Annotated in this window: 19 protein-coding genes; 15 read left to right on the top strand and 4 right to left on the bottom strand. The window is 55.8% G+C overall.

Going from position 1 to position 26,602, the window contains the following annotated elements:
- Positions 1-633, top strand: a 633-nt coding sequence (locus tag HY788_19055; GenBank protein MBI4776248.1) for a hypothetical protein, incomplete at its 5' end; no start/stop codon positions are given.
- A 1,781-nt stretch (positions 634-2,414) separates the two neighbouring features.
- The gene (locus HY788_19050) at positions 2,415-3,410 is read left to right on the top strand and encodes a PKD domain-containing protein (GenBank protein ID MBI4776247.1); all 996 of its coding nucleotides are present in this window, start codon (positions 2,415-2,417) and stop codon (positions 3,408-3,410) included.
- A 68-nt stretch (positions 3,411-3,478) separates the two neighbouring features.
- Here the strand turns inward: HY788_19050 and HY788_19045 are convergent, their stop codons facing one another.
- The gene (locus tag HY788_19045; protein ID MBI4776246.1) at positions 3,479-4,741 is read right to left on the bottom strand and encodes a response regulator; all 1,263 of its coding nucleotides are present in this window, start codon (positions 4,739-4,741) and stop codon (positions 3,479-3,481) included.
- 200 nt (positions 4,742-4,941) lie between these two features.
- Complete coding sequence (gene nagZ / locus HY788_19040) at positions 4,942-5,931, bottom strand: beta-N-acetylhexosaminidase (protein ID MBI4776245.1); 990 nt, start codon at positions 5,929-5,931, stop codon at positions 4,942-4,944.
- Between the two features lie 185 nt (positions 5,932-6,116).
- Here nagZ and glgP point away from each other — a divergent pair, with 185 nt between their 5' ends.
- The 7 genes from glgP to HY788_19005 all read left to right on the top strand — a co-directional run bounded on the left by glgP (position 6,117) and on the right by HY788_19005 (position 15,417).
- On the top strand, positions 6,117-8,681 hold the full coding sequence (glgP, locus tag HY788_19035) for an alpha-glucan family phosphorylase (GenBank protein ID MBI4776244.1): 2,565 nt from the start codon (positions 6,117-6,119) through the stop codon (positions 8,679-8,681).
- 75 nt (positions 8,682-8,756) lie between these two features.
- A complete protein-coding gene (locus tag HY788_19030; protein MBI4776243.1) occupies positions 8,757-9,224 on the top strand; it encodes a CBS domain-containing protein in 468 nt (155 codons plus the stop codon).
- A gap of 2 nt (positions 9,225-9,226) precedes the next feature.
- Positions 9,227-10,291, top strand: coding sequence for a M42 family peptidase (locus HY788_19025; GenBank protein ID MBI4776242.1), 1,065 nt, complete (start codon positions 9,227-9,229; stop codon positions 10,289-10,291).
- A gap of 63 nt (positions 10,292-10,354) precedes the next feature.
- Complete coding sequence (gene ileS, locus HY788_19020) at positions 10,355-13,174, top strand: isoleucine--tRNA ligase (GenBank protein ID MBI4776241.1); 2,820 nt, start codon at positions 10,355-10,357, stop codon at positions 13,172-13,174.
- A 17-nt stretch (positions 13,175-13,191) separates the two neighbouring features.
- Entirely contained in the window at positions 13,192-13,683 is a 492-nt protein-coding gene (gene lspA, locus HY788_19015) for a signal peptidase II (GenBank protein ID MBI4776240.1), read from the top strand.
- Positions 13,673-14,440, top strand: a complete 768-nt coding sequence (gene lgt / locus HY788_19010; protein ID MBI4776239.1) for a prolipoprotein diacylglyceryl transferase — start codon at positions 13,673-13,675, stop codon at positions 14,438-14,440. The genes lspA and lgt overlap by 11 nt, the downstream gene beginning before the upstream one ends.
- Positions 14,437-15,417 (top strand): KpsF/GutQ family sugar-phosphate isomerase, encoded by a 981-nt coding sequence (locus tag HY788_19005; GenBank protein ID MBI4776238.1) that lies wholly within the window; start codon positions 14,437-14,439, stop codon positions 15,415-15,417. The genes lgt and HY788_19005 overlap by 4 nt, the downstream gene beginning before the upstream one ends.
- 200 nt (positions 15,418-15,617) lie before the next feature.
- Here the strand turns inward: HY788_19005 and HY788_19000 are convergent, their stop codons facing one another.
- Positions 15,618-18,281 carry a DEAD/DEAH box helicase gene (locus HY788_19000; GenBank protein MBI4776237.1) on the bottom strand — a complete coding sequence of 888 codons (2,664 nt, stop codon included), beginning with the start codon at positions 18,279-18,281 and terminating at the stop codon, positions 15,618-15,620.
- Positions 18,282-18,604: 323 nt separating this feature from the next.
- Between HY788_19000 and HY788_18995 the strand changes: the two genes are divergently transcribed.
- The 6 genes from HY788_18995 (at position 18,605) to HY788_18970 (ending at position 25,196) form a co-directional block, all read left to right on the top strand.
- Positions 18,605-19,792 carry a pyridoxal phosphate-dependent aminotransferase gene (locus HY788_18995; protein MBI4776236.1) on the top strand — a complete coding sequence of 396 codons (1,188 nt, stop codon included), beginning with the start codon at positions 18,605-18,607 and terminating at the stop codon, positions 19,790-19,792.
- A gap of 153 nt (positions 19,793-19,945) precedes the next feature.
- The gene (locus HY788_18990; GenBank protein MBI4776235.1) at positions 19,946-20,458 is read left to right on the top strand and encodes a hypothetical protein; all 513 of its coding nucleotides are present in this window, start codon (positions 19,946-19,948) and stop codon (positions 20,456-20,458) included.
- 378 nt (positions 20,459-20,836) lie between these two features.
- Positions 20,837-21,073: an SPOR domain-containing protein gene (locus tag HY788_18985; protein ID MBI4776234.1), complete on the top strand. Its 237-nt coding sequence runs from the start codon at positions 20,837-20,839 to the stop codon at positions 21,071-21,073.
- 358 nt (positions 21,074-21,431) lie between these two features.
- The gene (gene mtaB / locus HY788_18980) at positions 21,432-22,775 is read left to right on the top strand and encodes a tRNA (N(6)-L-threonylcarbamoyladenosine(37)-C(2))-methylthiotransferase MtaB (protein ID MBI4776233.1); all 1,344 of its coding nucleotides are present in this window, start codon (positions 21,432-21,434) and stop codon (positions 22,773-22,775) included.
- A gap of 116 nt (positions 22,776-22,891) precedes the next feature.
- On the top strand, positions 22,892-23,908 hold the full coding sequence (locus HY788_18975; protein ID MBI4776232.1) for a glycosyltransferase family 2 protein: 1,017 nt from the start codon (positions 22,892-22,894) through the stop codon (positions 23,906-23,908).
- An 85-nt stretch (positions 23,909-23,993) separates the two neighbouring features.
- Positions 23,994-25,196: a glycosyltransferase gene (locus HY788_18970; GenBank protein MBI4776231.1), complete on the top strand. Its 1,203-nt coding sequence runs from the start codon at positions 23,994-23,996 to the stop codon at positions 25,194-25,196.
- Positions 25,197-25,236: 40 nt separating this feature from the next.
- Here the strand turns inward: HY788_18970 and HY788_18965 are convergent, their stop codons facing one another.
- The gene (locus HY788_18965; GenBank protein MBI4776230.1) at positions 25,237-26,565 is read right to left on the bottom strand and encodes an oligosaccharide flippase family protein; all 1,329 of its coding nucleotides are present in this window, start codon (positions 26,563-26,565) and stop codon (positions 25,237-25,239) included.
- Positions 26,566-26,602 lie beyond the last annotated feature (37 nt).

Raw genomic sequence — 26,602 nt, 5'->3', positions numbered from 1 at the left:
GAACCCAACCCCCGACACATATACAACACGCCCGGCCTATACTCTGTAAGCCTGTTGGTTTCGGCGGGAGACTCGAATACCTACCTGTTCCGCAATGACTACATCCAGGTGCTGGACTTTCCGAAGCAGTGGATATCCGGAAGGATTTTGGATGAGAACATGGTAGGGATGGGCGGAGTCGTTGTCGAACTTACAGACATCGGGAACACCCAAACGGACGGTTCCGGCACATTTCTGATGGAAGTGCCGTACAATTGGACCGGCTCGATAACGCCGTCTAAGGCGGGCTATATTTTCACTCCTCCTTCCAGAGATCTCATGAATATAACGGCCAATCAGTCGAACCAGGATTTCGCGGGTGTACCGTTGGTGAGCGTGTCCGGAACGATCACTTATCAAGGAGACGGTCTGGGCAGCGTAACCGTGAGCTTCACGGGAAAGGGGTCAACCACGACGAACGCCCAGGGCGAATATTCCATGACCGTTCCCTCGGGCTGGAGCGGCGCCATAACGCCCTTCCGGATCCAATATGTTTTCCAGCCTCCGTCCATCGATCTCGCCAACGTGGTGGCGGATCTGACGGATCAGGATTTCACCGCCTCGGAGCTGGTCATTGAGCCCGGTTTAAACTGACCCTCGGACACCGCGCAACGAACCGGCAGGCCCGACTCGTTGCGCCGGATTCCGTTCTTGGGGAGGAGGTTTGTAAAATGAAAGCTATGTTTCAGGCTCTGTGGGTAGGTGCGGTAATTCTGTTCTTCGGATGCCCGCCTTCCTTTGTCTTCGCAGCTACAGCCCTGGTTCCCACCCTCGAATACCCCACCATTCAGGAAGCCGTCGATGCTGTTCAGAGTGATTCGGACCCCGGGGAGGTGATTGTCAACTCCGACAGTACTTTTCTCGAGCCTGTCTTCATATCCGAAAGCGTCGTCCTGAGAGCCGGCGATGGCTTCTCGCCCGTCATAGAAATAGTCGGCGGTTTCGATTCGCCGCTCACCATTCGAGCGACGCAAAACGTTAACACGGAAGTGGTGGTTCGAGGAATCTCATTTCGTATACAAAGTGGGACGTCGCCGGCCAACGGGATTTCTATTACAAATGCGGCAACCGACGCGACGAAAACGCTCGAGGTAACCTTCGACGGCATCCGGATCGTAGCGAACGATATACAGAGCGCCATCACGATCGCCTCGGGAGATTCCCGGACCATCACGCTCACGCTGGTGAACAGCGATATCGAGTTGGTGGGAGAGGACGCCGGCGGGCCCGCTTGTGTATTCCTGAAGCCTTACTCCTACAATCTTACGTCAATCATACGCAACAACACGTTCCGCTTTTCGAACGCAGGGGGCATCAGGGTCGAGACCGCGTTCAATAATTATCTGAATTCCGCGACCATTGAGGGCAATGTCTTTGACGGAGGAACGGATTTAAGCATGAACGAACGCCGTTACGGGGTTCAGATCACCGGACCAAACAGTGCTCAGTCCGATAATGCGGAAACGCAAACCATCGTGACGAATAACCTGTTCGTGCGAACGTCGCAGGCCATTCAGGTCGAAAGTCGTCTCAATCAGGTGCATACCCTGTCTGTAAACAACAATTCGGTTGCCGAAGCCCGGAGTGAAGGTCTGTATCTCAGGGCCGAGGATAGCTCTAGGGTTAACGCCACCGTTGCCAACAACATCATCGCGGGCAGCCTTGGATTCGGAATTGTGGTTGCCAAGTTTGGCGCCGGGACGATCGACCTGACGAACTCCCATAACTTGTTGTTTGACAATGCGGAGGGCGACTATTCCGGAGCCGATCCCGGTATCGAGGACCTGGCTTTGGATCCGAAATTCATCAATCCGGGTGCGGACAACTATCGTTTGCACAAGGACTCACCCGCCATCGACCAAGGTACGGACAATCCTTCGGGAGGATTGGGCTCGGGAACCGACTTCGACGGTCATACCCGGATTCAGGACGGGAACTCGGATGGAAGCGCCGTCGTAGACATAGGCGCTTATGAATATGAATCCTCAACAGCCCTTGCAGCAAACGGTATATGGAAAGACCCCACCAACCAAACGCACAACTTTTATATCCAACACTATTCCACAGGCGCTACGGTCGTCATCTATACCAAGGATGCGGTCACGTTCTTTGCATTTCTCGCGGATATCTCGGGGTCTACGTTTGAGACGGACTCCATCGATCCCGCTCAAGCCAGAAGGATGCGCATCCTGTTCGCGTCCGATGACCAGGCTCTGGCAACCGTCACGGACAACACGCAAAATCCGGCCGTTTCCTTCGACGTGCCCATTCACAAGGAGTTTGACGCCCTAAGGACCCAGCACTCGGGTATATGGAAGGATGCGAGCGGGTTGTTCAACCTGTACGTGCAGGACTACAAAACCGGATCCACGGTGATGGTCTATACGTTTAACGGCGTCGATTTCCAGGCGTTTCTGGGCGATGTCACCCTGTTTGCTTTTACGGCTCTAAATCTCGCCGACCAGAGCGAGGAGTTGGGCACGGTGTTTGCCGGCCCGGACAACGGGACCGTTACCGTGACGCCCGCTGCTGGAGGAGGCTCTCCGTCGGCCGCAAACAGCTTCATGCATCAGGTGCTCAAAACCTTCAAGCCGGAAGGGGTGGAGGTCGATTTTGAAGGAGTCCCCCTCTCGGGGCCGGCGCCGTTTGAGGTTCGATTTTCGGACTCCTCAACGGTCGGGCACACCGCGTGGTCGTGGGATTTCGGAGACGGATCGTCCGGAAGCGTGGAACCCAATCCCCGCCACGTATACAGCACGCCCGGCCTGTACTCCGTCAGCCTGTTGGTTACCGCCGGAGACGCGGACACCTTCCTGTTCCGAAATGATTACATCCAAGTGCTTGACTCTCCAAAGCAGTGGGTGTCCGGAAGCGTTCTGGATGAGACCATGAAGGGCATAGACGGAGTCACCGTCTTCCTTGAAGCAGGGACGACCATGACCGACGCCTCGGGGACCTTCTTGATCGAAGTACCGTACCATTGGTTCGGCCACGTAACACCGGTCAAGGAGGGGTATACTTTCGATCCGCCTTCCAGGGAGATCCATGATGCGACGGCCAATCAACCGAACCAGGACTTCACGGGTACGCAACCCGTCGAGATTCTGGTGAGCGTGTCCGGAAAGATCACTTATCAGGGGGATGGCCTGGGCAGCGTAACCGTGGGCTTCACGGGAGAGGGATCGGTCACGACGAATGCCCAGGGCTTATATACGATTAATGTTCCCTCGGGCTGGACCGGCGCCATAACGCCATCCCGAATCGGGTATGTCTTCGAGCCTCCTTCCATTAATCTCGCCAACGTGGTGGCGGATCTGACGGATCAAGATTTCACCGCCTCGGAGCTGGTCATCGAGCCCGGTTCGAAATGACCCTCGGACACCGCGCAACGAACCGGCGGGCCCGGTTCGTTGCGTCGGATTCCGCCTGCCGACCTATCTTACGTTTTATCCAAAGCGCCTCGGATCACATTCAGCATCTGATGCCATTCGTACGGTTTACGAATGATATCGGCGGCGCCCGCACGGATCGATTTTTGTGCCTGTTCCTCGGTCAAATGGTCGCTGGCGATAAGAACCTTCACTTCCGGGTCAATGCGTAGAAGGGCATCGAGACAGGCGAGCCCTCCAATGCCGGGCATGATCAGATCCAATACGACAAGAGATATCGTATCCTTGTATTGCCTGAACAGTTCGATGCCGAGTTCTCCATTTTGAGCTCTGAGCACTCGATATCCGAATCTGCTCAACATATGGTCGACCAGATTCAGCAGCGGCTGTTCGTCGTCCACGACCAGGATGGTCTCGGTCCCTCCTTTGGGAAACAGCCTGACTTCCTCTTTTTCGAGTAGATCGACGGCATTGGTTACGATCGCGGGAAAATAAATCTCGAATTGCGTTCCCCGTTCCGGTCCGCTCTTGCAGACGATATGACCCCGATGGCTCTTAACGATTCCGTAGACCATGGACAGCCCAAGCCCGGAGCCTCTTCCGTTTTTCTTTGTGGTGTAGAAGGGCTCGAAAATACGATCGAGCGTCTCGGGCTCCATGCCGAATCCGGTATCGGAGATGGAGAGAAGAACGTACTCTCCCGGCAAACACTCCATGTTTATCTTGCAGTAAGCTTCGGTCAAGGTCGTATTCCGGGTCTCCAGCACAAGCCTGCCGCCGTTCGGCATGGCGTCTCTGGCATTTAAACACAGGTTCATGACGACCTGCTCCAGTTGCATGGGATCGGCATTGATGGTGTGCAGGCCTTCGTACAAACGGAGTTCGATGTCGATCATCTTTGGAATGGTGCGCGCGTCGAGTTTCTCTTTACGCAGTCGAACGGTCTCAAAGGCGCGGTCCAGGAGCGCGATCAGTTCCATGGGCCGGACGGGTTTCTGCAGATAGTGATAGGCCCCTTGTTTCAGGGCGGCCAGGGAGGAATCCAGATCCGCATACGCTGTCACGATGGTGCACAAGCGATCGGGATCGTACTGCTTTATCTCCGCCAGGAGGTCCGTGCCGGTTCCGTCCGGAAGTTTGATGTCAAGAAGTGCAACCTCGGGTTTATGCGCCCGGACAACGCTCAATGCCTCTGAGCAGGTTCCGGCGTTCAGGGTGATATATCCTTCATCTCCTAGAATGTCTTCGAGGTTGTTCCTCAAGTCGGCGTCGTCGTCAACGATCAACACGGTTTTCTTTAGTATGTTCGACATACGTGAGTCTTCGACCACTTTCCATTTCCTGAATCGCCGGTTTGCAGCGCCCTCGCCTGGAATTTTGAAGTAAGCGGTTTATGCCGGGTACAGCCGTGGAAAGCTACAGCTCGAACCGACGATTCATCTGTTTCGTACGCTTTCGAGTTGAATTTGGCGTTCCAGCGAGGCTCAGGCTGTCGGACGGTCCCCTTCGACTCTCAAGTGAAAGAGAGCCGGCGGGTTTTCACGGTCAGAATGCGCTGAACCGATTCCCTGAGCCTTTGTTTAAGAGCCTCGCTTTTTTCGACCTCCGCCATAATGGTCCGAAAACAGTCCTCCACCTTTTCTAGCCGGCTGCAGACGAGCAGAATGTCACAGCCGGCTTCAAATGCGAGCAGAGCGGACTCTTCGATCGAATATTGTTTGGCTACGGCGCCCATTTCCAAATCGTCGGACAGCACCAGTCCTCGATAACCCAAGTCATGTCTCAACAAGCCTTGGATTAATCTGGGTGATAGACTCGCCTGACGGTCCGGGTCTTTATCCGGGTACAGGGCGTGGCCCATCATTATGCCGGCTACATCCTGAGCGATGGCGGCTCTGAAGGGAATTAGATCCTTTTCCAGCGATCCCGGAACCGACGGCAGTTCCTCGTGGGGATCGCGTGTAGCTCTTCCCAGACCGGGAAAATGCTTGGCGCAGGCCATCACCCCGTTTTGCTGCAGGCCTCGAATCAAGCCGATGCCCAGCTCCGCCACCCGCAAGGGATCGTTCGAGAAACTTCGAAGCCCCGTTCTCGAGGAATCATCGAGCCTCCGAACGTCCAGCACGGGCGCCAGATTGATATTGAATCCGGCTCTGATCAGATCGCTCGCCATCAAGGCGCCACGATCGTAACATGCACCATAGCCGGTGCCTTCAGGAAGCTCCCCTTGCGAAGGAAATACGGTGAACGGTTGGCCGAGCCTGGCAACAACCCCTCCCTCCTGGTCAACAGCGTTGAAAAGCGGTTGAAGGTTAAGGGACTTGGCGCGGGCCTGCACGTTATCCGCCAAAGCCGTTATCTGCTGGGGCTCTTCGAGATTTCGCTTGAATAAAATGATGCCTCCAAGCCGTATGTCCCCGATGAGGCTCATGAGTTCCACAGGAGGTTTGGTTCCACTGAATCCAACGAGGAAAATCTGTCCCGCGTGTTCCATCAAATCCATATTCTATGCTCCTCGATTGCATGCTCTATGCTAATATATCATAGCCGGAAAACGGATTCAGACAAAACACATTTTGGAAATGGGTTGAAATCGACCCGCCTTTTCAATAAACATGATTTCTTGAACCTGTATACACCGATTCAATGTGCCACCACCCAACTACATGTTAAATTTGGAAAGATTCTATGAAACCGTTGCTTAAGTTCAACGTACTCCCGGCGCTTCCGGATCGATTGAAATCACTCTCGGACATAGCGCGCAATCTATGGTTCGCCTGGAATCCGGAAGTTATTTCCTTGTTCGAACGTCTGGACCGGGAAATTTGGGAACAGTCCGAGCACAATCCTGTTCACATGCTGAACAGACTCAACCAGCAAACCCTGGATGACGCGGCCGCCGACGAAGGTTTTCTAGCTCATCTGGAACGGGTTCACTTTGTCCTTGAAGACTATCTGGCTAGTCCAAAGTGTGATATCCTGGATAAGTCCACTCCGAGCAATTTCCTTGTCGCCTACTTTTCGGCTGAATACGGCATTGCTGAATGCCTCCCTATCTACTCGGGAGGATTGGGCATTTTGAGTGGGGATCATCTGAAGTCGGCGAGCGATCTGAACGTGCCATTGGTCGGCGTGGGATTGATGTATCAGGAAGGATACTTCCGTCAATACTTGAATTTTGAAGGGTGGCAGCAGGAAATCTATCCGAAGAACGACTTTCTCCAACTCCCCACCACCCCCGTAAAAGACGACCGGGGAAACGCGCTTACCGTCGAGGTTTCCTTCGAGGGACGGGCCGCCTACGCCCAGATCTGGCGAGTGCAGGTGGGCCGGGTTCCCCTGTACCTGCTTGACACGAATATCGAACAAAACCCCGTCGAATTCAGAAATACCACGGCCCAACTCTATGGCGGAGACCGTGAAATGAGGCTCCGCCAGGAAATCATCCTGGGGATCGGGGGGGTACGCGCCCTTAGCGCCATGGGCATCACTCCCACGGTTTACCATATGAACGAAGGCCATTCGGCCTTTGTCCCGTTCGAGCGCATTCGCATGCTCAGGGAAGAGCATGGACTTTCCTTCGACGAGGCGCGGGAATTCGTCATCGGAAGCAATGTATTCACTTCGCACACTCCGGTCCCGGCCGGCAATGATTACTTCACAGCGGAGTTGATGGGCAGATATTTCACAAGCTACGCTCCGAGGCTGGGTTTGAACATTCAGGCTCTTCTCGGATACGGGCGCACGAATCCCTGGGACAATCAGGAGGACTTCTGCATGACCGTGCTGGCTCTGCGCCTATCGGCCACCAGCAATGCGGTCAGCAAGCTGCACGCCGCGGTGTCGAGAAAGATGTGGCGGCAGGTTTGGCGGCATTTTCCCGTGGAGGATATCCCTATTCTGCCCATCACCAACGGCATTCATATCCCATCCTGGATTTCCGATGAAATGGCCACCCTGTATCATCGATACCTGGGCCCGAGGTGGGTCGAGGATCCCGACCACAAACGCCTTTGGGATCGGGTTACGTCAATTCCGGACACCGAACTTTGGCGGGCCAGGGAACGGCTCAGAGTCAGACTGGTATCGTTCGCACGGATGCGGCTAAGAAAACAGCTCGAACGACGCGGAACTTCACGCCGGGAGATCGAAGCTTCACAAGAAGCTTTGAATCCGGAATGTCTGACCATCGTGTTCAGTCGACGTTTCGCCACTTACAAAAGAGGGACCCTGCTCTTGAGGGATCCGGATCGCCTGGATCGAATCCTGAACAACCCGAAACGTCCCGTTCAGATCATTTACGCCGGAAAAGCTCATCCCCAGGACGTGCAAGGCAAGGAGTACATCAAGCGGATTGTTCAGACCTGTATGATGGAGAGGTTTCGCCAACGAATCGCCTTCATCGAGGACTATGATATCAAAGTGTCCCAATATCTGGTGCAAGGGGCGGATGTATGGCTGAACACTCCTCGAAGGCCCCTCGAGGCCTGCGGCACCAGCGGGATGAAAGCCACGGCGAATGGAGGACTCAACCTGAGCGTTCTCGACGGCTGGTGGGACGAGGCATACTCCCTGGATAACGGCTGGGCCATCGGATCGGGCGAGGAATACGCGAACGAGGAATATCAGGACGAGGTGGAAGGCAGAAACGTGTATGACCTGATCGAGAAGGAGGTTGCCCCCCTGTTTTACGCTCGGGGGGAAGACGGCCTGCCGCGGGAGTGGATCGCTAAGATGAAGAGGTCCATGGGCGACCTGTGCCCGGTCTTCAATTCCCATCGTATGGTTGAGGAATACACCCGAAAGTGTTACGCCCCCTCGACCGCGAACTGTATGGCCCTCAGCGAACACGATTTCGAAAAGGCCAAACAGTTGGCCCGATGGCGCCAGAAGATCATGATGCACTGGTCGGATGTCCGCGTTACGGAAGTTACCACGGACAGTCCTTTTACGCGAACTTCGGGCGAGGGTGTGCAGGTTTACGCTAAGGTCGCTCTGGGAGGGCTGAGTCCGGATGACGTGTTGGTGGAGCTGTATTACGGCGCTCTGGATCCGGAAAACAACTTCCTCGATCGCACCACGGCTGTAATGACTCCGATCGGCGTTGAAGGCGACGGCCTCCACCGGTTCAGTGGAATACTGGCCACCTCGGAAACCGGAAAGATCGGCGCCACCGTTCGCGTATTGCCTTACCACAAGTTCATTGGGAATATTTACGCCATGGGGCAAGTAACGTGGGCCGACTCCGCCTGACAGCCCGTCGCGATTCCCACCACCTTAATACTCACAGGTGCTTGAATCGTACACCTTTTTCAGAGGAGACATGTCATGCCGATGAAGAAACGGGTCTGGGAGCTAATGGACGAGACGCTGTTCACCATTTCACAAGATGCCTCCGTTGCAGACGCCATACATCGATTCACGGAGATGGAGAACAAACACGCCCAATGCAGCGCGCTCATAGCCGTGGACTCCAACGATGCTTATCGGGGGCTCATTACCCCCAAACAAGTATTGAAAAGAGTCAAAGCCGCTTTCGATGACTCCTGTCAGGAGGGAGAAGTCCGCCTATTGGACCGGTTCACCCACCGTTGCAGCCTCGAATCCCGTAAGCCTCTCTCGGAAATCATGCTCCAGAACGTTGACGTCGCTCCTTCCGCATCGTTGTTGGACGCATTCAATAAACTCATGGAAGATGACCTCCAGGTCCTTCCGGTTGTGGAAGGCAGGAAGCCCATCGGGATCCTGTCCATAGACAGTCTGTTCCGGGTGGTGAGAGAAATGGTGCGCGGATGATTATGGACAACCTCATTGACGTGGTCGAGGATCTGTCGCTTGCTTTCGGGGTTTCCGGTTTCGAAGACCCCGTGCGAGAGCGGATAAAGGACCGACTGAATGATCTGAACACATGTTTTGAAACCGACGTGATGGGTAATCTGACCGTTACTCTGGACCAAGGCCGGGATTTCACTGTAATGGTGGACGCCCACATGGACGAAGTGGGACTTATGGTCAACTGCGTGGAGGAAGAAGGCTGGCTGCGCTTCGCGACCCTCGGTGGTTGGGATCCCCGAATTCTACCCGCGCATCAGGTGAGTTTGCTATCGCATCAGGGCAACGTCGTCACCGGAGTTATCGGCGCCGCGCCTCCGCATGTCCAAAGTCCGGAAGATCAGCAGAAGCCGATCCAACTGGACAGCCTTTTCATTGACATCGGCAGCCGTTCGAAGAATGAGACGGAGAAACTCGGTATCACGGTGGGAACGCCGGGAGTTCTCGCCCTGCCCTTCAGACGTCTGGCCGGAGGCATGTTCACCGGTAAGGCCCTGGACGACCGCGTTGGATGCGCGCTGCTCATCCAGCTGCTGAGGCATTACCACGCCCATCCCCCGGGCTATACGCTCGTGGCCAATTTCGCCGTCCATGAAGAAACCGGACTCCGTGGCGCCAAAACCGCCACCCATCGCATCCGACCGGACCTGGCGTTTGTGGTCGAGACTACCACCGGCGACACGCCGGGAACGCCGGCCCACCAGCAGCCCACTCGAATCGGATGCGGACCGGCGATCACCCTGGCTGACAAAAATATCCTCGTGAGACCGGCTCTTGTGAAGGCCGTTACGGAAACGGCCCTCCAGTCGGGCATTCCATTTCAGACAAAGCGCCCTTTGACCGGCGGCACGGATGCAGGCGCCATTCACCTGTCGAGAGGCGGTGTCCTCACATCGGTGCTGAGTGTACCCTGCCGGTACCTCCACTCCCCGGTCGGTATGGCCTATGAGCAAGATGTTTATCATACCTTCTCGCTGCTTCGCGCTCTTCTCGACCGCGCCCCTTCGATCTACGGCCAATGCGCGCCTTGACAACCCCGATCCCTTGTGGTCTATTCACGTTTTCAAATTCCGCGCGGACGGTTGGAGGAATCCATGGATTACAAAGAGACCCTTAATCTCCCATCGACATCTTTCCCGATGAAAGCGAATCTAGTCCAGCTCGAACCCAAGCTTTTGAAATCCTGGGAAGAGGGGAACCTGTATCATCAAATCCGGGAAGCCTCCCGAGGAAAGCAGCGATACATCCTCCACGACGGCCCCCCCTATGCCAACGGCCATATTCATATGGGAACGGCCTTCAACAAGATCCTCAAGGACATTGTAGTTAAGTCCAAACAGATGAGCGGTTTCGACGCCGTATATGTGCCGGGCTGGGATTGCCACGGACTTCCCATCGAACATCAGGTGGAAAAACAGTTGGGAGAGGAGAAGGCTCGGATGTCGATTTTGGACATCCGCCGGCGTTGCGCGAAATATGCCACCGAATTTATTGATATTCAGAGGGAAGAATTCAAGCGCCTGGGCGTGCTCGGCGAATGGGAAAATCCTTACCTCACCATGGCGCATCGCTACCAATCCATCATCGTGCGTGAATTCGGCAAATTCATGCTGAACGGAAGCGTCATACGCAGCAAGAAGCCCATCTACTGGTGCAGTTCCTGCCAGACGGCGCTGGCCGAGGCGGAGGTCGAGTACGAAGACCACGTTTCCCCGAGCATTTTTGTGAAATTTCCCATGATCACGGATATGGGATCCAAGTTCCCTGAACTCACAGGCGAGAAGGTCTTTGTGGTGATCTGGACCACCACCCCATGGACCATACCCGCCAATTTGGCCATCGCGCTCCATCCTGATCTCGATTACCTTGCCGTAAAGGTGGGCGATGAAGTGTACATCCTTGCGGAAGGACTGCTCTTTGCCTGTATGTCCGCCTTCGGCGTCGAAAAGTATCGGATCCTGAATTCCTTAAAGGCGAAAGACATCGAAGGGTTTAAATGCCGTCACCCGCTCTACGACCGCGAATCAGTGATTGTTCTGGCCCCATACGTGACGCTCGAGGCCGGAACAGGGTGTGTACACACCGCTCCGGGGCACGGTCGGGAAGACTACGAAACCGGTTTGCTTTACGGCCTGGACATCTATTCCCCTGTTAACGATCAAGGCCGTTTCACAGACGATGTTGAATATTTCGCCGGCGAGTTCGTCTTCGACGCGAATACCTCGGTCAACAGAAAATTAAAAGAATCCGGCATGTTACTTTTGAAGGAGGATTATACCCACTCCTATCCTCATTGCTGGCGTTGCAAGAATCCGGTCATTTTTCGCTCTACTCCTCAGTGGTTCATCTCGATGGAGAAAAACGACTTGAGGAAGCGTTCACTCGCTTCCATCCAGACCGTAAAATGGCTCCCTTCATGGGGACGTGACCGAATCTACGGCATGATCGAATCGCGACCGGATTGGTGCATCTCCCGGCAACGGGCCTGGGGTATTCCCATTGCTGTTTTCCGCTGCAAATCCTGCAATGCCGCCATACTCAATCAGGACATATTGGACAATGTCACGTCGCTCATTGAACGGAACGGCGCGGACGTTTGGTTCGAAAAAGACGTCCAAGAACTGCTGCCGGACGGAACCGTGTGTCCCGAGTGTCAGGGAGCCGAGTTTGCCAAAGAAAAGGACATACTGGATGTATGGTTCGATTCGGGTGTAAGTTGGGCGGCGGTTTTGGAGGACCGGGATTACCTCGACTATCCGGCGGACATGTATCTGGAAGGGAGCGACCAGCACCGGGGTTGGTTTCACAGTTCCCTGTTGGCTTCCGTCGGCACCCGCGGACAGGCCCCATACAGGACCGTACTCACCCATGGATTCGTTGTTGACGGTGACGGCCGGAAGATGTCCAAATCTCTGGGCAACGTGGTGGCGCCCCAGGACGTAATAAAGAAGTACGGAGCCGAGATCTTGAGATTGTGGGTAGCGGCCGAGGATTACCGTGACGACATTCGGCTCTCGGACGAGATTCTGCAACGCTTGACGGAATCGTACCGGCGCATACGAAACACCTGGAGGTTCCTCCTGGGGAATCTCAGTGACTTCAACCCCGATACGGATCGTGTGGACTACTCGGCGCTTTCGGAGATGGATCGGTATGCGCTTCATGTTCTGCACAAGCTGATTCAGAAGGTCAGATCCGGGTACGACACCTTCGAGTATCACACGGTATTCCATTCGGTACACAACTTTTGCGTGGTGGACATGAGCGCGTTTTACCTGGATGCGCTCAAGGACCGTTTGTACACATCCCCCCGCGGATCGAAGGAACGGCGATCAGCCCAAACCGTGCTTTACGAGATCATCGATTCCCTGGTCCGGTTGATGGCGCCCGTCCTTTCCTTTACATCCGAGGAGATCTGGTCCGGTTTGCCTCGCGGAACAAAGGGAGTACACAGCGTACACATGGCCTTGTTTCCGGACGTAGACGAATCCAAGCTCGATAATGACCTTGCCGAACGCTGGGAACGGCTTCTGAATATCCGGAGCGAAATCACCAAGGCCATCGAGCCGGCTCGAAAAGCCAAAATCGTGGGCCATCCGCTCGACGCACGCGTAGTTTTGTTCCCTTCGAACAACCTGCGCGAACTCGTCGAGCGACACCTCGAAGACCTGCGAGTTGCATCCATCGTGTCGCAGGTCGAATTGGGACCGGACGGGAAGGCTCCGGACCAGGCGTACCGCAGCGACCTGTTCGAAGGACTGGCGATTCACATTGAAGCGTATGCCGGAGAGAAGTGTCCCCGCTGCTGGAAGCGCAGAGCGGACATCGGAGCCTCCTCTCGATTCCCGGAAGTGTGTGCGACATGCGCCGGTCAACTCGAGGCCTCACAAGCCGGAAGTGGTGCTAATATCTAGCCGAAAGGCTCGACCTGTTGAAATTCAAGACGCTCCTGTTTATCATCACCGTGGTCGGTGTCATCGCGCTGGACCAGGTCTCGAAACATTGGATACAGACGGACTTGGAATGGCGGCGTTCCGTAACCGTGATCGACGGCGTGTTCGATCTCACGCATGTTCGGAACACGGGCGTAGCGTTCGGCCTGTTTTCAGGAAGCCCCAATCCGATGCGCACCTTGGCGTTTGCAGGAATCTCGCTTATAGCCATGGTGGTCATTTTGCTGTTTTTTCGCAAATTGGGACCGGAGAAGCGCCTTTGGGCCGTCGGACTCGGCTTGGTGTTCGGCGGCGCATGGGGAAACCTGATCGATCGGATCCGATGGGGATACGTTGTCGATTTTCTCGATTTCTACTGGAAGGGCTGGCATTGGCCGGCTTTCAACATAGCCGATGCAAGTGTTACCATGGGCTCGATATTGCTGCTAATTCTTATCTTGTCCGAGAAAGCGGCACCCCATGCATCCTGACCTGATCCGATTCAATGGTTTCGCCATCCACACCTACGGGGTGCTCGTGGCCGCAGGATTCCTCGCCGGCGTGGCATTCTCGATCCGAGAAGGCCGTTTGGCCGGTATCCCGAAACAGCAAATTCTGGATCTCTGTTTCTATCTCCTCCTTGCAGCCATCATCGGATCCCGCCTCCTCTACGTGGTTCTCTATTTGGACGAATATCTCGAATCGCCGCTCTCGATCTTTGAAATCTGGAAAGGCGGTCTGGTCTTTTCGGGCGGGCTTATTGCCGCTCTGGTCACAGGCCTCTTCCTGGCCGGACGATGGAAAATGGACGTGTGGCGAACCGCGGACGTGATGGCTCCGGGAATTGCTCTGGGGCAGGGCATCGGGCGTATCGGATGTTTCTTCGCCGGATGCTGCTATGGTAAGCCCACCGACGATTTCTGCGCCGTCACTTTTACCGATCCGAACTCTCTGGCTCCACTGTTCACTCCGATTCACCCGACCCAGCTCTACTCATCCGCCGCTCTCTTTCTAATATTTTTTATCTTGTGGGGATTCAGAAACCACAGGAAATGGCAGGGCCAGGTCTTTTGTCTGTACGTATTCCTGCACTCGACCGCACGGCTTATCATAGAAGAATTCCGGGGGGACCCCCGCGGTGAAGCCTTCGGGGGAGCGCTGACCGCCACCCAAGTGGTGGCCGTCATCTTGTTGGCGGCCTCTATCATCGCATGGATCGTTCTTCAAAGGAAACACACGGCCCAATGAACAGCCTATTGGAGCAGGCCAAAGAAGTCCTCGAACTCGAAGCACAGGGCATCCTGGCTCTGATCCCTCGCATGAATGAAAGTTTCATCGATGCGGTGGAAGCCATCTTCCGTTGCGAAGGACGCGTCGTGGTAACCGGCATCGGCAAGTCCGGTATTGTGGGTCGAAAGATCGTCGCCACCTTGAACAGCACGGGAACACCATCCCTTTTCTTGCATCCTGTTGAAGCCATGCACGGAGACTTGGGCATGGTCTCGCCACACGACATCCTTCTGGCCATTTCAAACAGCGGAGAAACGGAAGAGATAAAGGACATGCTCCCGTGCGTAAAAGCCATAGGCGCCCAAATTATCGCATTTACCGGGAATCCGCGATCCACCCTGGCCAAAGAGAGCAACGTGTGCATCGACGTAGGCGTTGAGCGCGAGGCTTGCCCTTTAGGTCTGGCTCCCACCACAAGCACCACCGCCACGTTGGCCATGGGCGACGCCCTGTGCGTTGCTCTGATCAAGAAGCGGAACTTCGGAAAAACCGACTTTCAGCGATTTCATCCGGCGGGATCCCTTGGGCAACGCTTGAGCATACGGGTCAAACAGATCATGTTTACCGGGGATCGCATACCGATCGTCCGGTCCGGCATGCGGCTGATGGAAGCCGTCCTCGAAATCGACCGGCACAACCTGGGCTTGGTTCTGGTGATCGATCCCAACCAGGAACTCCAGGGCATCATTACGGACGGAGACTTGCGCCGGGCCATGATTCGTTACCGCGACTTCGAATCACTGCGGGTGGAAGACATCATGACGGCGGACCCTATTTACATTCACGAAAACATGCTGGCCGTCGAAGCCCTCGACCTGATGGAGCAAAAAGGCATCACCTGCCTCGTAATTACGGACGGTGGAAAGGGTCTCAAGGGCATCGTGCACTTGCACGACATACTAGGGCGTGGAGAATTCAGACTGGTGAATGTGTAGAGCCTTCCTCAACCTGTACTTAGGAGCATGCGGTCATAAGGCGCCTCTCACGCGCGGCAGTATTTTCGAAGGGAGGAAGCATTCGCCAAAGAGAATCCTGGTTCCGACTTTGGCGGTCTTCATTTTCATAGCCTATGCGCTATCCGGCTCCCTACCCCACACTTCCTCGATGAATCCGTAAAATTTCGCGATAGCCCTGATTAGAACGGCAGCACGGGTTCTCTCAATATGGACTGTGCCGCACGGAAAGCGGTGGCGGACAACTCGGGGTGGGAATCGGTCAGTCCCGCGAGCTGCCGGAGGTTGTCCGCCGTCCGGTAGATGATCATGGCGAGATCTCCTTCGTCCAGTCCCGACAGATACAATGATTCGTCCCACGAAGCGCCCGAAGCCCACGAGAAGATCGTTGCCGCCGGCCGATATTGAAACCGGGGCGTGGCGAATCCGTTCTTCTCCATGGATTCCTTGAAACCGGCCGTTTCTCGCAGCAGGAATTCGAACGCTTCATACAGTTGGTCGTCGCCCGCAATCCAGCCCTGGGGCAAATCGGCGTCCGCGCTCCTTTCCCACACGAACACCGCCACCAGTCCCGCCATGATCGCAGGATCCTCTGTGGGCAAAGCGTCTTTACGGATTCCCTCGGCAATCAGCAGTGGCTGATCCAAACGCAGCCGGGCGGCCCAAAGGCCGTCTTCCGTCAGGCGCCCATACGCATCGACGAAGTTGGTTTCCTGCAAAAACTCGAGGTGGCGCTTGAAATCCAGCCAAACGCGCTCCTTTTCCTCGTCGATTTGACGCATCAGGAAGAGGGCCTGCGCGCTCCGTGTCTTCCACTCCTCATTTTCAAATTCGTGACACAGTTCCACGTGTTCGCAGGCTTCGCAGGGCATTCGTTTCATGGTTTCCCGGGCATCCTTGAGTTCTTCCTGCATTCGGACCACTTTGGCTTCGAAATACGGGTGCAACGGCGTTTTAATGGACAGGGCGCCGAAGCGTTTTTCCGCCATTTCCCGGATTCGTTTCACCACAGTCTCCGGATCGAGGTCTTCCGGAAGATCCACAACCGCATCCAGGATGGGACCGATTTGTCGAATTTCGAATTCACGCGTTTTGATGTGTCCGCGTTTGACTTTCGTCCCGAGGGTAACCGGGGTTGCTTTGAACGTTTTTCCGTCCTTGAGTTCCGGGGGTTCGATCACACAGAAACGTTTTCGTTTCCGATTGAGGAAAAGCCTGCCTCGAACGAGATGGGAACGGCGAAACCAGGCCAGTCTTTCCGCTTTTAAGCGCCGTTTCAGATAGCGTTCCTTGTGCCTCAGCACCTGTTGCTGATCCATCATGCGTAAGGCTTCCCTGATGTTCCCGCACCGGGGCTCGTGCAACTCCTCCTCCAGGCCCTCGAGAAGGCTCTCGAATTCGACCTGCGTTTCCTGGAGATTCGAAGCGCCCTGAAACAGAAACAAGGATTGTTTGAGCAGCTCCCGTATTTCTTGGGGAACGTGAGACATCAGCAAATTGAGCGCCATGGAGAAACTGACCCTCATCTGGCTCATGATGGGCTCGGGGTCTGAATTGAGCAATTCAGCCACCAGAGCCGGTCTCTGATAGGGGCCCGGGAGAACGAGCGCAAAACCGATACGGTCCATACCTCGCCGGCCCGCTCGTCCCAGCATCTGATGGAGTTCCGTGCTGGTCAGATTCTCGAAGGTTCTGCCGTTGAACCGATCGCTGTTCATAAACGCGACGGTCCTCGCTGGAAAATTGACCCCCGCGGCCACGGTGGACGTAGCGAATATGGCTTCCAGGAGCCCTTCCTTCATGAGAGTCTCCACTAAAAGTTTCCAATAAGGAAGCTGGCCTCCGTGGTGCGCGGCCACCATCTGTCGCTTTAGATCGGGCAGTTGAGGATGATTCTGAAGAAACGGCATCTGAGCTAGAAGTTCATTCAAACGCTTTCGAAAGCGGCGGACTCTCGTCTGGTCCCCGGACGGCGCGGACGAGCAATGGGACACGGCCAAGCTGCAGTCTGAACGGGATTTCAGGAAAAATATGGCGGGCAGGAGGTTCATCTCTCTCAGGACCGTCACGACGCGTCCCAAAGGAACGGGCTTCAAGGAAATCCGAGAGCGACCTTTCTGCAGGCTTTCTTCATAGGCCCGGATGGGGCGGTTCAGACGTCCCCGCTCGAGCAAGGGGACCGTTTCGCCGTCCGGAAACATGAATAAATTGAACAAGGGTACCGGGCGTTCCTCCGCCCGGACCACAAACGTCTCGTTGGACCGCAAGGCACGCAGCCAGGCCGCGATTTGTTCCGCGTTGGAAATGGTTGCAGACAGCAGAAGAAGGCGGATCCTGGAGGGCAGATATATCAGGATTTCTTCCCAGACCATGCCTCGATCCGGATCGCCCAGAAAATGTGCTTCATCCAGGATCATAAGTTCGAGGTCCAGGTCTTCTCCAGTGTACATGGCGTCATAAAGGTGATTTCTGAAGATCTCCGTGGTGCCCACCAGGATAGGCGCGGACGCATTCTCTTTCCGATCTCCTGTGAGTATGCCGACGTTTTCCGCACCGAAGTGATCCTGGAACTCATGATACTTGGCGTTTGAAAGCGCTTTTAGCGGAGACGCATACCAGGTGCGTCCGCCCGCGGAGACCTGCTGCTCCATGGCCTTGACCCCGATCCAGGTCTTGCCTGATCCAGTCGGAGCGGACACGAGCACGTCTCCTTCATCGAGATGCCCGACAGCCTCGAGTTGGAACGGATCCGGTTTGAACGCCCGCTTGCGCGGTACTCCCACCTTATCCAGAGCCTTCTGGGCTTGAGGGCTTATTTTGAGTTTGAACTCCTTCCTTGAATCCATCTTTCGGGGAGCATTCCTTTCTGCTTTGGACGGCAAATAGACAACATGAACCCGATACACCAGCCGGCGAACCGAAAACGGGCGTTCTGATTTATTCTTCCTCTAACGAAATTATAATACACTACTTTCCCACTTTAATCGAACCCTTACAATTTTTCCCAGCAACCCAAAGCGCGCTTGCGTCTAAATCCGGGTTTGTGATAGGTTACCGAGATAAGTCAAACGCAGATTTTCGGGGCTGTTTCGCCCGACTACCCATTCAAGCTTTCCGTGCACGGATCTCATCTCTGCGTTCGTAGCTCGTCTTCCCGGAGGATCTCAAAATGAGTGTGGCTGATAAGATTTCTGGATTTATGGAACAATCGTCCTGGATTCGTAAGATGTTCGAAGAAGGAGCGCGCCTAAAGGCCCAGTTGGGTCCTGAAAACGTCTACGATTTTAGTCTCGGCAACCCGAACCTGGAACCGCCCGAGGAATTCCACCGGACGTTGAAAGCGGCTGTGGATGACCTTCGACCCGGAACCCACGCCTATATGCCGAACGCAGGCTTCGCGGATACGCGCGCCGCTGTGGCCGAGTATCTTTCCGGACTGCACAAGGTTGCTTTCGGCGCCGAACACGTGCTCATGTCCTGCGGAGCGGCCGGGGCGCTGAACTGTGCGCTGAAGGCTATTCTGAATCCGGGCGACGAGATCGCTACCTTCCGTCCATTCTTTGTCGAATATACGTTTTATGTAGACAACCACGGAGGCAAAATCGTTACGGCGCCGGTGCTGCCGGATTTTTCGATGGACCTGGCCGCCCTGGAAGCACAGCTGTCCCCCCGTACAGCGGCCGTGCTCATCAATTCGCCCAACAACCCCACCGGCAAGGTGTACATCGATTCGGATTTGGAGGCGCTGGGCAGTCTCCTAGACCGAAAGAACGCCGAATTCGGTCGGACCATCTATCTGATCGCGGACGAACCCTATCGGAAGATCGTGTACGACGGAGTCAAGGTCCCGAGTCCCTTTCAGCACTATATAAACAGCCTAGTCGTAACTTCTTATAGCAAGGATCTTTCTCTTCCGGGCGAACGGATCGGCTTTCTGGCCGTTCATCCGGAAGCGGACGCGGCAAAAGCTTTGATAGGCGGCGCCGTTTTGGCCAATCGCATCCTGGGTTTCGTCAACGCCCCTGCGTTAATGCAGCGGGTCGTCCGGCATCTCCAGGGAGTGACCGTGGACATTTCCGTGTATCAGGCCAAAAGAGACCTGCTGTGTGACGGACTTGCCGAGGCGGGATACGATTTTCACAAACCCGAGGGCGCCTTCTACCTGTTTCCCAAATCGCCCATTCCCAATGATGTTGAGTTCGTGGCCGAACTTCAGAAGCAGAATATCCTTGCGGTGCCTGGAACAGGGTTCGGCGGCCCGGGGTATTTCCGTCTGGCGTATTGTGTGGACGATGCAACGATCCAACGATCCATGCCCGCTTTCAAGAGAGCCATGGGGGCCTTCATCAGGAGATGAGCGTATTCGGAGCCCGTCGTCGGGCGATCGTTTCATCCGGCTGATCTCGGACTCTATGGCGATCTACGAAGACGCGTCCTTTGCCCCGGAGATGGCGAAGCGCGTCGGTTCCGGTGTGTTTCCGCTAACATCTTAGATAGGTGAAGTGATCGTATGGAAAAAAACGAGACCCATTCGGACAGCCGACATACGTTCGATCACGAGGATATTGACGCTCTCGAGGAGAAGGACGAGGGCCAGTGGCCCAGACCCGGCAAAGATCTTCGAGCGAATCTATACAAATACATATTGGGCCTCATCGTGCTGGTAGTGCTGGTGTTGGGATCGGTTCTGTATTTGTTGAACCCCTTCGGCGGAGATGAACAGGGGATCACCACGGAACGATCCGATTCAGTGCAAACGTTGCCGGAGGAACGAATGCCTCCAACGGATGCGGCGGTCTCGGAAAGGAACGACCAAACCGGCGCAGAGGCGCCTCGTGACGTTTCCGGAAAGCCTTCATCCAAATACATCTCCATGGAGGACGAAGAAAAGTTGAAACGGACGGCCCCGAGTGAAAGGGCGGCCGATCAAATGGCTGCGCTCTCCGGCGTCGCGGAAAGTAAGCCCGCACAGAACAAAGACACGGCGCCTTCGGGAACTTCGGAGCCTTCGGGAGCCTCGTAGCTTTCGGAACCTACGGGAGCCTCGGGAGCCTCGGAGCCTTCGGCAATTCCGGGAACCTCGGAGCCTTCCGGGTCTCCGGAAGCGGCCATCCCCTCGACCTCGGCAATAGAAACCGTGTCCGGAGTCGAAACCCCTCAACAGGCCGCTCCGTCCCAAGAGCCGGCCAGTCCTCCCAAACCATCGCCGGTGACTGTGCCAAGGGAACGGGAAGAACCGGCCATCGATAGTAGAACCCGAGTTCGGAGTAAAACTCCGGAGAAGAAACCCGTTCCGGAGAAGAAATCCGTTGCGGAGAAGAAGCCCGTTCCGGAGAGGAAACCCGCTCCGGAGACAAGGGTAAGCAGAGCCGAACCGTCCCCGCGCCTGGAAATACCACCCATGCCTCTCTGGTACGTTCAGGTAGGCGCCTTCAGCGAGAAACCAAACGCCGAGAGTTTAAGGGATCTCCTGGTGAATGCGGGTTTCCCCACGCTAGTGACGTCCTCGGAAAGGGACAATCGCGTGTTGTATATCACTCGAGTGGGCCCCTACCCATCGCGGGTGAAAGCCGAGATCGGTGCGGAGAGGTTGCGAAAGGAAGGGCATCAGGCGGTCATACTCCAGCTCAAGCCGTGACCGATCCGTTGAGTTCACCTGTTGGCCGGATCCGTCCGTAACCCATGCATGATAGGATGACCATATCCGGTTCCGGCCTTCTCCGCCACGTGGATCGGGTTGACGACCAGGCCGGGCGGAACGCATCTCGATGCGTTCATAACATCCGGTTTTGACCTCCCTTCCAACCCACCACAAGCGAATCATCGGGCGTCTCCGCGTGAAGACCTTTGCCCCAAATTCATTCAATCGAGGTTGACCGGCGCGAAGCCGGTCGTGTGTTTTTCAGCGGTCGAATGGGTGAAGTTCTATCAGGAATTATCCGACTCGGATTAGGTGGAGTCGTTCTTCGGGCGTCGAACCGAGTAGCGTAACAGCCATGACCGATACAAAACGAACGGCCGCCATCATCACCTTCGGTTGCAAGGTCAATCAGACCGAATCCGCTGCAATGGAGCACGCTCTTCGGGAAGCCGGGTACGAGGTTGTCCATGGCTTTCCTAAGGACACGGCGGACCTTGTCGTCGTCAATACCTGCGTTGTGACTTCCAGGGCCGAGGCTGAGTGCAGGCGCGCCGTCAAACGGGTGCACCGTACCCTGCCCCAGGCGGATATTGCCGTAGCGGGATGTTATTCGGAAATCGCCGGCCCGGAAATCGCGAAGCTCCCGGGCGTTCGTTTTGTCATTGGAAACACGGAAAAGGAGCGTTTCCCGAAGGAAGCGCGACTTCCGACCGACGGTAGTTCCGTTCGGATACAGACCGGTTCCGTCTGGAACAACCCTACGTTCAGTAACGAGGGCGCCCATTCACTCCTGGGAAAAACTCGGGTTTTCTTGAAGATCCAGGACGGCTGCGAATCCTTCTGCTCGTATTGCATCGTTCCCTATACTCGGGGCAGGTCGCGGAGCCTCGCACCGGATGCAGTCCTCGGCCGGCTCAGGGAGATAGGAGACCGCGGAGTTCAGGAAGCGGTATTGACGGGTATTCATCTGGGCCGGTATGGGCGAGACACGGCGCCCCCTACCAGTTTGTTGGACCTGCTTCAACAGATCGAAATCGAGCGGCCGGTGCCTCGAATCCGGTTGAGTTCCATCGAGCCGCTTGAACTTTCCGAGGAGTTGATCACCGCGGTAGCGGAATCGCGATGCGTGGCGCCCCATTTTCATGTGCCGCTGCAAAGCGGCGATCCGGAAATCCTAAAAAACATGAATCGGAATTATTCACCCGACCTGTACGCCCACGTGGTAACCGCCATTAAGGAAGCATTGCCCTCGGCCGCCGTCGGAGCGGACGTAATCGTCGGCTTTCCCGGAGAACAAGACGCCCATTTCCAAAAGACCATCGACCTTGTCTCCAGCCTGCCTCTGTCCTATCTCCACGTTTTCAAATACTCGAAGCGAAGCGGGACCCCGGCCTCCCGTATGAAGAATCAGGTGTCTCAGGAAATTCTGGAGCAAAGGAGCCGCGCCCTGATCGAGCTCGGACTTAAGAAACGCGCCATGTTTCGTCGTTCCTGGATCGGCAGGACGGCGCGGTTGTTGGTGGAAGGATCTCCGGATCGGCGCACCGGGCTGCACAAAGGGTACACGGACGAATACGTTCCGGTACACGTTTCCGCGCATCGCGAGACGACCAACCGCCTGGTCCGGGTCCGGATCGTCAGGATCGACAAGGAAATTCTGTATGGAGAAGTCTTGACTTCAGAAAATGATGCGTCCTGACCGGTGGTTATTGACACCTCTACCTTATACGATTACAAAGATCCTGCAAACTCAGGACTATTGTCCGAATTCCCATGGTGTTCTTGGTTTCCAGCTTCGATTGGGGACACTCCAAAATGACGCTTGAGGCACATTCATCACAACGCCCCCGCTTATCCATCGTGATACCGATGTATAACGAACAGGAGAATGCGGCCACCGTGGTCGAGGAGGTCGGCCGGGTCATAACTCCTCTTGGCTTACCCTGGGAGCTCGTCCTGGTCAACGACGGCAGCACGGACGGCACGCTCGAGGTCATCGAACAGCTGAGTCGGCGGCATTCTCACCTGCGGATCGTTTCTTACGCTCCCAATCGTGGAAGGGGGGCCGCTCTTAGAAGAGGGTTTCGAGCCAGCCGGGGAGACTGGATCATATCCACGGACGCGGACTTGAGTTACTCTCCCTCTTACATGCTCCAGATGATCGAGATTTTACGCTCCGAACCGGAAACGGACGTTGTGCTGGCTTCCCCCTATATGCAAGGCGGACGCGTGGAGGAGGTGCCTTTCTTCCGTCATATTGTGAGCCGGCTGGGAAACCGGTTCCTGAAAGGAACCCTTCCCAAGCGCATTCACACGGTAACGTGTGTATTCCGGGCCTACCGCCGTGAGGTTCTGGATGACATGGAGCTGGAGTCGGATGGGAAAGAAATCCATCTGGAAATCCTTTCCAAAGCCATGGCCGTTGGCCGATCCGTACGCGAGATACCGGCCACGCTGAGGAACCGGAAAAAAGGTAAATCCAAATCCAAGTTCGCGAGGACTTCTCTGACCCATGTCGTTTTTTCCTTCATGGAAAAGCCCATGATGTTCTTTGGCCTCGTGGGCCTGCTTCTTTTTCTCGCAGGCATGGCTATCGGTGTGTATCTCTTCTGGCTCTATTTTCGCCAGGAGCTGAACCCGGTGCGCCCTTTGATGAACCTCATGGCGTTGCTTACCATCTCGGGCCTTTTTATGGTCTCTTTCGGGTTTCTGGCCATCAAGATCGCACTCATTCGCAAGGAAATCTACAAAATTCAGAAGGAAAACCTGGAGATCAAGCGTTATCTTCAAGCAAGTGTCGGTCCGATTGCCGGTTCAGGGGACTCGGAGTAATACCGAAGCCACAGGGTGCGTGAATAAACGGTACGTGCTCGGTAGGCGCGCCGAACTTGGCCGCCCTGACAAGGAAGACGGAGCAATGGAATCGTCATCCGGTAGTTCCAGGCCCAACGTGCTTTTCTTGACCAACGGATACCCGGACTATCCGGGCTCGTTTCGAGGGCACTTCGTTCGCAGGATGGCTCAGGGCGTCACCTCCCGGGGGTATAGGGTGTTTGTCGTGACACCGAAGGTCTATCCGGAGTCCCGGCTGTTTGAAATAGACAGTGGGAACATCGGCGTGTTCCGTTTTCCGTACCCTTCCGGAGGCCGTCAGCTCATCCAAACCTCCTCGGTTCCCGTCGCGGCCATGGTGATCTATCTCGCAAATGCCCTGCTGATGTCGTACCGCGTCGCCCGAAAACACCCCTTCGTCCTTATACACGTGCATTGGGTGATCCCCATGGGGCTCGTTGGGGAGTGTCTGAGTCGAGCGTTAGGCATTCCCATGCTCGTTCACGCTATGGGAAGCGACATACATACCTACGCTATCCGAAACCGCATACTCGCCGCTCTGACCCGACACGTGCTGCGGCATACGGACGCCGCGGCGGCGGTAAGCCGGGACCTCGATGATAGAATGAACGCACTGGCTCCCGGACTGCCCCCGGCGCACGTCATTCCCAACGGAATCGACGTCCAAGCCTTCAGACCCGGCGATCGCCATGACGCCAGAAAGAAACTGGGATTACCGGTAGAGGCGACTTACCTGCTATTCGTGGGGGGCCTCATTCCGGTCAAAGGCATCGACCTTCTGCAGCAAGCGCTCTCCCCCCTGCTGCGGGAAAGGCCGGATCTCAGACTCATCATGGCCGGCGACGGTCCGCTTCGGAGTGAAGTGGAAACATGGGCCGGGCGGACGGCGCCGGGACGGGTTCATCTGCTGGGAGGGGTGGCCCACGAGAGTATGCCCACGGTGTACCGCGCCGCGAACGTTTTCATTCTTCCGAGCCGGAATGAAGGTCTTCCAAACGCGCTTCTCGAAGCCATGGCTTCCGGGCTTCCCTGTGTCGCTTCTCCTGTGGGAGATATACCGAGGGTGATTCGTCACGGAGGAAACGGATTGCTGATGGGGAGTCAGGATGCCTCCGAACTGCGCAAACAGGTTCTAAGGGTGCTGGATGACCGTATCGAGGCGGCACATCTGGCGGATCGTGCATTCGAATCGGTCCAGGCTTTCAGCGAACAGATCTCTTTCGACAGGGTCGTCCGGTTGTATGAGACACTCGGAAAACGCCGGTAGATCCTCGATTCGCACACCCTGATTGCGGACCGTAACAGGCTCAACCGTGGAAGAGACCCTCGGCCTTTCTCGCCAATCGGCGGATAACGCTCTCCATTTCATGCAGCACCAGACTCCAGCGCGCCCCACAAAGCGTGAAATTCACTCTCAATAGCCGGACGTGAGCCACGAGAATGGCCAGGCTGAGGAGAACCACGGCCACGGTTTCACTCATGGCCAATGCACCCAACACCAAGGCGACCACCGTCAGTATAAAATATTGGGCCTGCCAAATGAGCCCTTCTTTTTGCCTGCCTAGTGTATTGAACAGAACCACGGGAGTGCTCACAAATTCAAAGAACACGGCCGGAGCGAGAATCTGCGCGCACAACCCGGCCTCGACCCATTGCGATCCGAATATCCAGTGAAAAAGCCATTGTCCCGACAGGCTCATCAGAAGGAAGGGGCCCATACCTATGAGGACCAGATGGCCCGTGGTTTTCGCCACCAGTCCGGCCAGGTCCCCTCCTCCACGAACCTCGGCCACGGAACGTTGATAGAACACCTGGGCCACCGACTGTGTTGTCAGTTCGATGGGGACCAGCACCATTCGCATCCCCAGGCTGAACAAACCCACCATGTTGGCTCCGAACAAGGCCGAAAAGACGACAAAGGGCACATAGGATACCAGCGAGTGAAGCAGCAGATGTGGAAGATGGAACTTGGGCAAGTTCGAGTAAGTCGCGAGCAGATCCTTGGATGCCTTCCATGAAACCCGTCGGGGAAGAACGTCTCGTCCCGTCCGTATCAACACCCACATGGCCTTACATACTTCGCAGGCCATGAATCCAATGAGCAACGCCACCGATGCCCCGTTTGTCACAAGTCCCAGGCCGACCTTGGTCAGCGCCCCGGCGGACGCGCCTGTAACCTTGGAAACCGCCATCAAAGGGAAGAGGCGTTCCCGCGCCAGCCAATAGTCGTAAACGCGATTGAGAGACAAAACGGCGGTTGCAACCGGGAACCACAGGGCGAGAGTGACCAGCTCGGAGGCTTTCAACCAGTCGCTCAGAGGGTTTCTGAGAGGCTCGATCACCACGAAGAGGGCGATGACGCTCACCAGGATGAAAGCCTGGCAGACCGTCAGGATCGATTGAGCTTCGCCGCGGGATTTGGGAAGAACAATGGCCGGTTCGTAGCCGAATCCCGCGGTTACGGATAGCGGCACTGCGAGCGAAGTGATCAGGGCCAGGACTCCGAAATCCTCGGGGCTGTAGATTCGCGTCAATATGGGATACACGCCCACGTTGACGGCTTGAGCCAATCCCACGCCGGTCATCACATTGACTACATGAAGCCAGAACGTTTTCTTGGGTTTCTCGGAATTCAAGAAGGTCCTTTACGGTTTCTCTGACTTGCCCGCGGAG

Source organism: Deltaproteobacteria bacterium, from assembly GCA_016208165.1.
Classification (GTDB): Bacteria; Desulfobacterota; Desulfarculia; order JACQYL01; family JACQYL01; genus JACQYL01.
This window is presented reverse-complemented; position numbering and strand designations above follow the sequence as displayed.

Bases quoted from the DNA above. Each gene is read 5' to 3' on its own strand.
- HY788_19050 (MBI4776247.1), top strand. From the start codon at position 2,415: ATGGTCTATACGTTTAACGGCGTCGATTTCCAGGCGTTTCTGGGCGAT.
- HY788_19045 (MBI4776246.1), bottom strand. From the start codon at position 4,741: ATGTCGAACATACTAAAGAAAACCGTGTTGATCGTTGACGACGACGCC.
- nagZ (MBI4776245.1), bottom strand. From the start codon at position 5,931: ATGGATTTGATGGAACACGCGGGACAGATTTTCCTCGTTGGATTCAGT.
- glgP (MBI4776244.1), top strand. From the start codon at position 6,117: ATGAAACCGTTGCTTAAGTTCAACGTACTCCCGGCGCTTCCGGATCGA.
- HY788_19030 (MBI4776243.1), top strand. From the start codon at position 8,757: ATGCCGATGAAGAAACGGGTCTGGGAGCTAATGGACGAGACGCTGTTC.
- HY788_19025 (MBI4776242.1), top strand. From the start codon at position 9,227: ATGGACAACCTCATTGACGTGGTCGAGGATCTGTCGCTTGCTTTCGGG.
- ileS (MBI4776241.1), top strand. From the start codon at position 10,355: ATGGATTACAAAGAGACCCTTAATCTCCCATCGACATCTTTCCCGATG.
- lgt (MBI4776239.1), top strand. From the start codon at position 13,673: ATGCATCCTGACCTGATCCGATTCAATGGTTTCGCCATCCACACCTAC.
- HY788_19005 (MBI4776238.1), top strand. From the start codon at position 14,437: ATGAACAGCCTATTGGAGCAGGCCAAAGAAGTCCTCGAACTCGAAGCA.
- HY788_19000 (MBI4776237.1), bottom strand. From the start codon at position 18,281: ATGGATTCAAGGAAGGAGTTCAAACTCAAAATAAGCCCTCAAGCCCAG.
- HY788_18995 (MBI4776236.1), top strand. From the start codon at position 18,605: ATGAGTGTGGCTGATAAGATTTCTGGATTTATGGAACAATCGTCCTGG.
- HY788_18990 (MBI4776235.1), top strand. From the start codon at position 19,946: ATGGAAAAAAACGAGACCCATTCGGACAGCCGACATACGTTCGATCAC.
- HY788_18985 (MBI4776234.1), top strand. From the start codon at position 20,837: ATGCCTCTCTGGTACGTTCAGGTAGGCGCCTTCAGCGAGAAACCAAAC.
- mtaB (MBI4776233.1), top strand. From the start codon at position 21,432: ATGACCGATACAAAACGAACGGCCGCCATCATCACCTTCGGTTGCAAG.
- HY788_18975 (MBI4776232.1), top strand. From the start codon at position 22,892: ATGACGCTTGAGGCACATTCATCACAACGCCCCCGCTTATCCATCGTG.
- HY788_18970 (MBI4776231.1), top strand. From the start codon at position 23,994: ATGGAATCGTCATCCGGTAGTTCCAGGCCCAACGTGCTTTTCTTGACC.